Source organism: Rhodoferax sp., assembly GCF_014859475.1.
GTDB lineage: Bacteria > Pseudomonadota > Gammaproteobacteria > Burkholderiales > Burkholderiaceae_C > Rhodoferax.
In genome coordinates, this window is the sequence record NZ_JACUUE010000149.1 from 1 (window position 1) to 6,388 (window position 6,388).

At 60.2% G+C, this 6,388-nt stretch carries 8 protein-coding genes; 2 read left to right on the forward strand and 6 right to left on the reverse strand.

What is annotated here, in order from left to right; translation table 11 throughout:
• Positions 1–106 precede the first annotated feature (106 nt).
• Positions 107–529: a hotdog fold thioesterase gene (locus IBX54_RS11425; RefSeq protein ID WP_296542779.1), complete on the reverse strand. Its 423-nt coding sequence runs from the start codon at positions 527–529 to the stop codon at positions 107–109.
• A 99-nt stretch (positions 530–628) separates the two neighbouring features.
• Here IBX54_RS11425 and IBX54_RS11430 point away from each other — a divergent pair, with 99 nt between their 5' ends.
• Positions 629–931 carry a single-stranded DNA-binding protein gene (locus IBX54_RS11430; protein WP_296542780.1) on the forward strand — a complete coding sequence of 101 codons (303 nt, stop codon included), beginning with the start codon at positions 629–631 and terminating at the stop codon, positions 929–931.
• Between the two features lie 3 nt (positions 932–934).
• The gene (locus tag IBX54_RS11435) at positions 935–1,576 is read left to right on the forward strand and encodes an MBL fold metallo-hydrolase (protein ID WP_296542781.1); all 642 of its coding nucleotides are present in this window, start codon (positions 935–937) and stop codon (positions 1,574–1,576) included.
• 70 nt (positions 1,577–1,646) lie between these two features.
• Here IBX54_RS11435 and IBX54_RS11440 read toward each other — a convergent pair whose 3' ends face one another.
• From IBX54_RS11440 to IBX54_RS11460, 5 genes are all read right to left on the reverse strand, one after another.
• Positions 1,647–2,930 (reverse strand): TRAP transporter large permease, encoded by a 1,284-nt coding sequence (locus IBX54_RS11440; protein ID WP_296542782.1) that lies wholly within the window; start codon positions 2,928–2,930, stop codon positions 1,647–1,649.
• Positions 2,927–3,454: a TRAP transporter small permease gene (locus IBX54_RS11445; RefSeq protein ID WP_296542783.1), complete on the reverse strand. Its 528-nt coding sequence runs from the start codon at positions 3,452–3,454 to the stop codon at positions 2,927–2,929. The genes IBX54_RS11440 and IBX54_RS11445 overlap by 4 nt, the downstream gene beginning before the upstream one ends.
• Positions 3,455–3,513: 59 nt before the next feature.
• The gene (locus IBX54_RS11450) at positions 3,514–4,491 is read right to left on the reverse strand and encodes a TRAP transporter substrate-binding protein (protein ID WP_296542784.1); all 978 of its coding nucleotides are present in this window, start codon (positions 4,489–4,491) and stop codon (positions 3,514–3,516) included.
• Positions 4,492–4,609: 118 nt separating this feature from the next.
• Entirely contained in the window at positions 4,610–5,638 is a 1,029-nt protein-coding gene (locus tag IBX54_RS11455) for a TRAP transporter substrate-binding protein (RefSeq protein ID WP_296542785.1), read from the reverse strand.
• 69 nt (positions 5,639–5,707) lie between these two features.
• Positions 5,708–6,388: mechanosensitive ion channel family protein (locus IBX54_RS11460; RefSeq protein WP_296542786.1), on the reverse strand; the 681-nt coding region annotated here is incomplete at its 5' end.

Consider the following 6,388-nt stretch of genomic DNA (forward strand, 5'->3'; position numbering starts at 1 on the left):
CCGGAAGTCATGGATCGCCACGCTTCGCTCGCGATGACGAAGTCTCTGTTCAAGGCCCGTGTGCGGTATCGGGCCCGATTCAGGGGGCTCGCAGTGACGGTCTTTTTCAGCGCGGTGCCAGCACCGCCATGGTGATGCGCGACACGCAGGTGGGCTCACCGGCATCGTTGACCATGTCGATCTGCCAGACCTGGGTGGTGCGGCCAAGGTGCACCGCGCGCGTGGTGCCGGTGACCCAGCCGCTGGTGACCCCGCGCAGGTGGTTGGCGTTGATGTCGAGCCCCACCGCATGGCAGCCCGCAGGACAGGCCAGGTTGGCCGCCACCGAGCCCAGCGTTTCGGCCAGCACCACGCTGACGCCGCCGTGCAGCAGGCCAAAGGGTTGCTTGGTGCGTGCATCCACCGGCACCCGGGCCGTAATGAAATCGTCGCCGACTTGCAGATACTCGATGCCCAAATGACTGACCGCCGTGTCCAGGCTGCCACGGGTCAGGTCTGCCACAGAAACCGGCTGTTGCCACAGGCGCATACACCACTCCAAAGGAATAAAACAAGCCTGCACTATAGCGTCAACCCGCGCCAAGTGGCTACCATGCAGGCCTGTAACGAAAACCCCGGGAGCCTATGAATGATTGATGGATTGATAGCCGGGCGCCTGATCGGCGACCCCGAGCGGCGCCAAGGAAAGGGCGACAGCACTTATGTGGTGGCGCGAGTGCGCGCGCAGAGCAGCGAGAACGAGCACCTGATGGTCAATCTGATCGCTTTTGATGATGTGCCCTGCACGGTCTTGCTGGCGCTGCGCGATGGCGATTCGGTGGCCGCCGCGGGTCACCTGAACCCCAAGGTCTGGACCGACAAGCAGGGCAACACCAAACCCGCGCTGGACCTGGTGGCGCACCGGGTGGTGAGCAGCGAGCCGGGGGTTTAAACCATGTTTCGCTACCTCACCGTGCCCGTGACCGCCTTTGCGCAAAATTGTTCCCTGGTCTGGTGTGACCAGACGCTGCAAGCGGCGGTGATTGACCCCGGCGGCGACCTCGACCTGCTGCTTGAAGAAGTGGATAGGCTGGGTTTGACGCTGAAACAAATCTGGCTCACCCATGCCCACATTGACCATGCCGGCGCCGCCGGTGAGCTGGCCGAGCGGCTGGGCTTGCCCATCGTCGGCCCGCACCCGGCCGACCAGTTCTGGATCGACGGCCTGCCCGAACAAAGCAGGATGTTTGGTTTTCCAGCGGCCAAAACTTTTACGCCAACACGCTGGCTCCAGGACGGCGACACCGTTACCGTGGGCCAATGCACGCTGGCGGTGCGCCATTGCCCGGGCCACACGCCGGGTCATGTGGTGTTTTACGCAAGTGAGGCCAAGCGGGCGTTTGTGGGTGACGTGCTGTTTGCCGGTTTGATAGGCCGCACCGACTTTCCGCAAGGCGACCACGACACCCTGATCGCCAGCATCAAACAACGCCTGTGGCCGATGGGTGACGACACGGTGTTCATCCCAGGCCATGGGCCAGAGAGCACGTTTGGGCAGGAGCGGCGCAGCAACCCCTATGTGGCGGATGCCAGATAAATCAGTGGCGGGAATGGCGCCTCGTCAGTGAGAATCACATGGGCTCGGGTTACATCATGCGCAGCAAGCCTTATTTGCCAAAGATCATGTCAGGCAGGGTCATGGTGATGGCGGGGATATAGGTGACCATGACCAAAAAGGTCAGCAGTACCATCAACCACGGCAAGGCGGCCTTGGTGACCTGCACCAGGTTCATGCCGGTCACGCCGCTGGTGACAAACAGGTTCAGCCCCACCGGCGGCGTCACCATGCCAATCTCCATGTTCACCACCATGATCACGCCCAGGTGAATCGGGTCAATGCCAAGCTGCGTGGCAATCGGGAAAAAGATGGGTGCCAGAATCAAAATGATGCCGGTGGGTTCCATGAAGTTGCCCGCAATCAGCAAGATGACGTTGATCACCATCAAGAACATCCACGGCGTCATGCCCATGCCGACAATTTGTTCGGCAATGGTTTGCGGGATACGCTCGGTGGTGAGCACGTGGGCAAACAGCAGCGCGTTGGCCACAATGAACATCAGCATCACGGTGGTGCGGCCGGCTTCCAGAAACACGTGGGGTATTTGCTTGGGGGCCAAATCACGGTAAATGAACACCGCCACCACCAGCGCATAAACCGCCGACACCGCAGCCGCTTCGGTGGGCGTGAAGATGCCGCCGTAAATACCGCCCATGATGATGACCAGCAGCGCCAGGCCCCACATCGAGTCCTTGAAGGCACGCAAGACTTCGGGCACGCTGGCCTTGGGCGGCGGCTTGACCTTGAGCTTGCCCGAGCGCCACCAGACCGCCGTCATCAGCATCAGACCCAGCAGCAGACCTGGCACGACACCGGCCATGAACATGCGCCCCACCGACACCTCAGTCACGGCGGCATAGACCACCATCACGATCGACGGCGGGATCAAAATACCCAGCGTGCCCGCGTTGCAGATGACCCCGGCGGCAAATTCTTTGGGATAGCCGTTTTTCACCATACCGGCAATCACGATCGAGCCAATCGCCACCACCGTGGCCGGGCTGGAGCCAGACACTGCGGCAAACAGCATGCAGGCCAAAATGGACGCAATGGCCAGCCCGCCGCGCAAATGGCCCACCGCGGCAATGGCAAACACCACCATGCGTTTGGCCACGCCACCGGTGCTCATCAGGGCTCCGGCCAGCACAAAGAACGGAATGCTCATCAGCGTGTAGTGCTCGCTGGTCTCAAACAACTTGATCGACATCGAGGCCAATGAGTCTTGCGAGAAGAAAAAGATGGTCAGCAGGCTCGACAGCCCCAGGCTCACGGCAATCGGTATGCCGATGGCCATGCAGAAAAACAGCGCGGTAAAAAGTACCAGGGTATTCATGATTGGGCCTCTTCAGACTTGAGTTTCATGGCCTCAGCGGCTTCGTCGGCCAGCCTCAGGCTGTCGGTTTTGCCGCTGATCAGGCCGATCAGGATTTGCACAAAACGCCAGCCGGTGAGCAAAAAACCCAGCGGCATGATGATCAGTACCTGCCAGCGCTCGATCGGCATGTCTTCAAACTCAATGCCTACCTCGTGCATTTTGAGCACATAGGTGGTGGCACCTATGAGTACCAGGCCCACATACAACAGGCTCAGCAGCACGGCCAGAATCGACACATTGCGCCGCGTGTTGTGCCCCATCATCTTCACTAGGGCATCGACGCCAATGTGCGAGCCCACCCGCACGCCATAAGAAATGCCGACAAAGATCATGAAGGCAAAAAACACAGTGGTGAGCTCCAGCGCCCACGAAAAGCCGCTGTTGAACCCATAGCGCATCACGACCTGCAAAAAGGTCAGACCGGTCATGGCTGCCAGCATCAGCCCAATGATCCACTCTTCCAGGTGATCCAGAATTTTCATGAAATACCCCAAAAAAACCCCGGACTGGCCGGGGTGTTGGCATTAAACGGCGGAGCCGCTTACTTGTTGGACTTGATGGCTGCGTCGATCAGGTCTTTGCCGATGGCGGACTCGAACTTTTGCCACACCGGTTGCATGGCGGCGCGCCAGGCGGCAGTTTGCTCCTTGTTCATGGGCAATACCTTGGCCTTGTTTTCGTCGATGACCTTTTGGCGGAATGCCTGGTCTTCTTCAAACGCCACCTTGTTGCCAAATTTGATGGACTCGTTCATGGCTTCGGTCAGGCCCTTTTGAACGTCAGGCGGCAGGCCGGCCCACCATTTGGCGTTGCCGATCACCATGTAGTCGAGCACGCCGTGGTTGCTGTCCATGATGTACTTTTGCACTTCGTGGAATTTCTTGCTGTAGATGTTGGACCAGGGGTTCTCTGTGCCATCGACCACGCCAGTTTGCAGCGCCTGATAGACCTCGGCAAAGGCGAGTTTTTGCGGGTTGCCGCCGACCGCCTTGAACTGGGCTTCGAGCACGTCAGAGGCCTGGATGCGGAACTTCAGGCCCTTGGCATCGGTGGGGTAACCCAGCGGCACGTTGGCCGAGAGCTGCTTCATGCCGTTGTGCAAGAAGCCAAAACCCTTGATGCCTTTTTTGGTCATCGAGTCGAGCAATTTCTGGCCCGCTGCGCTGGACTGGAAACGGTCCACCGCATGGATGTCGTCAAACAGGAAAGGCAAATCGAAAAGCTGGATCTGCTTGGTGTACTTGCCGAACTTGGCCAGCGAAGGGGCCAGAATCTGCACGTCGCCGAGCAGCAGGGCTTCCATCTCTTTGCCGTCACCAAACAGCTGGCTGTTGGGGAACACCTGAATCTCGACCTTGCCCGGCAGTTTCTTCTCGGCCAGTTCCTTGAACTTCAGCGCGGCTTGGCCCTTGGGCGTGACGTCAGCCACCACGTGGCTGTATTTGATGATGAGCGGGGCGGCTTGAGCGCCCAAACCGAAAGCCAATAAAACGCCGGCAGCAACCAGTTTCAATTTCATGAATGTCTCCTCAGTTGGAAAAAATAAGAATGTCTCGAACGACGGGGCAACTGTATGCGCCCGCGCATCAGGCGACAACTGTGGCGTTCAACAGCTAGGGTTTACCCTGTGGCTCGTGTCAGACCTTGCGCAAGGCCAGCTTCAAATCACCCATCCATCGCTCGCCTATCCAGCGGGCCAGTTGCTGCTGCACCGGCTTCACGGCTTGGTGCATGCGCCTGCGCTGCGCTGCGCTCAGGCTGTGGATGCGTGTGGTGCCCGCCTGGCGCAGGGCCAGCAGTGCCTGGTCGTTCTGGGTGTCGGCAATCTGGTTGGCAAAGGCCAGCGACTCCTGCAGCGCCTGGTTGATCAGGGCTCGGTCATCGGCTTGCAGGTGCTGCCAGAAGCGCTGGTTGGTGACCACGGCGTAGCCCAGATAGCCGTGCTCGGTCAAGCTCAAATCGCTCTGCACTTCGTGCATGGCTTGCGTCCAGAAGTTGGACACCGGGTTCTCGGTGCCATCGACCACACCGGCAGCCAGCGCGCGGCGGGTTTCACTGAAGGCCAGCGTGACGGGCCTGGCGCCCAGCGCGCGCATTTGTGCGGCAATCACACGCGAGGCCTGCACGCGCATGCGCAGACCGGCAAAATCCCCGGGCTCCAGCAGCGGTCGGTTGGCGCTCATTTGCTTGAAGCCATTGTCAAAAAAACCCAGCCCGACCAGGCCTTGGCGCGACAGGCCTTGCAGCAGCTTCTGGCCCAAGGGGCCCAGCGTGATGCGCCGCACCGCGTTCAAATCGTCAAATAAAAACGGCAGGTCGAACATCTCGAATTCAGGCAGGCCGATGCGGCCAAATTTGGACAGCGAGGGCGCCACCAAATCGACTGCGCCCAGCTGCAGCGCCTGCATTTCGTCATGGTCGCCGTACAGCTGCGCGTTGGGGTACACCTGCACGCCAATGCGCCCGCCACTGCGCTGCTCGACCAGCACCTTGAAGCGGTTGGCGGCCAGGCCCTTGGGGGTTTCTTCGGCCACCACGTGCGAGAAGCGCAGCGTGATCTCGGGCCGATGCGTGGCGCCAGTGGCCGTCGGCAGGGCCATGCCGCTTGCCAGGGCGGCAAGCCAGGTGCGGCGATTGACGGTTCCAGACCAGGCAGGGGTGTTCACGGGGTGTGATTATGCGGGTGTGCCACTGGCCCAGGTAATCCATGTCCCTGGCCTGCATGGACTGTCGCGCTACGCCAAAGTCCCTGTTGTTTCGGGCGGCGCATCAGGCCGATTTGCCAGGCCCGGTATGGCGCTGTGGTTCAGGTGCAGCGTTTGGGTCGGGAAGGCAAACTCGATGGCGTGCTCGGTAAAGCTTCGCACCAAGTGCAGGTTGATGGCCTGTTGCACGTCCATGAACACGGCGTAGTCGGGCTTGCGCACGTGATACACGGTTTCAAAGTCGAGCGAAAAGGCGCCAAAGCTCTTGAAGTGCGCGCGGTCAAAACGGGCATCGGTTTGCGCTGCCACGGCTTGCTCGATGAGCTTGGGGATCAGTTCCAGTTTTTCTGCCGGGGTGTCGTAGGTGACGCCAATGGCAAACAGCGCGCGGCGCTCTGCCATGCGTTTGTAGTTGTGGATGCGGCTTTGCAGCAGGTCGTTGTTCGACATGATGATTTGCTCGCCGCTGAGGCTGCGCAGGCGGGTGGTCTTGAGGCCCACATGCTCCACGGTGCCCATCTCGGTGCCCAGAATGATGAAATCGCCAATCACAAAAGGCTTGTCAATGGCGATGGTGAGCGAGGCAAACAGGTCGCCAAGGATGTTTTGCGCCGCCAGCGCAATGGCAATGCCGCCAATGCCCAGGCTGGCCACCAGCGCCGTGACGTTAATGCCCAGGTTGTCGAGCATCGACAGCAGCACCAGCACCCA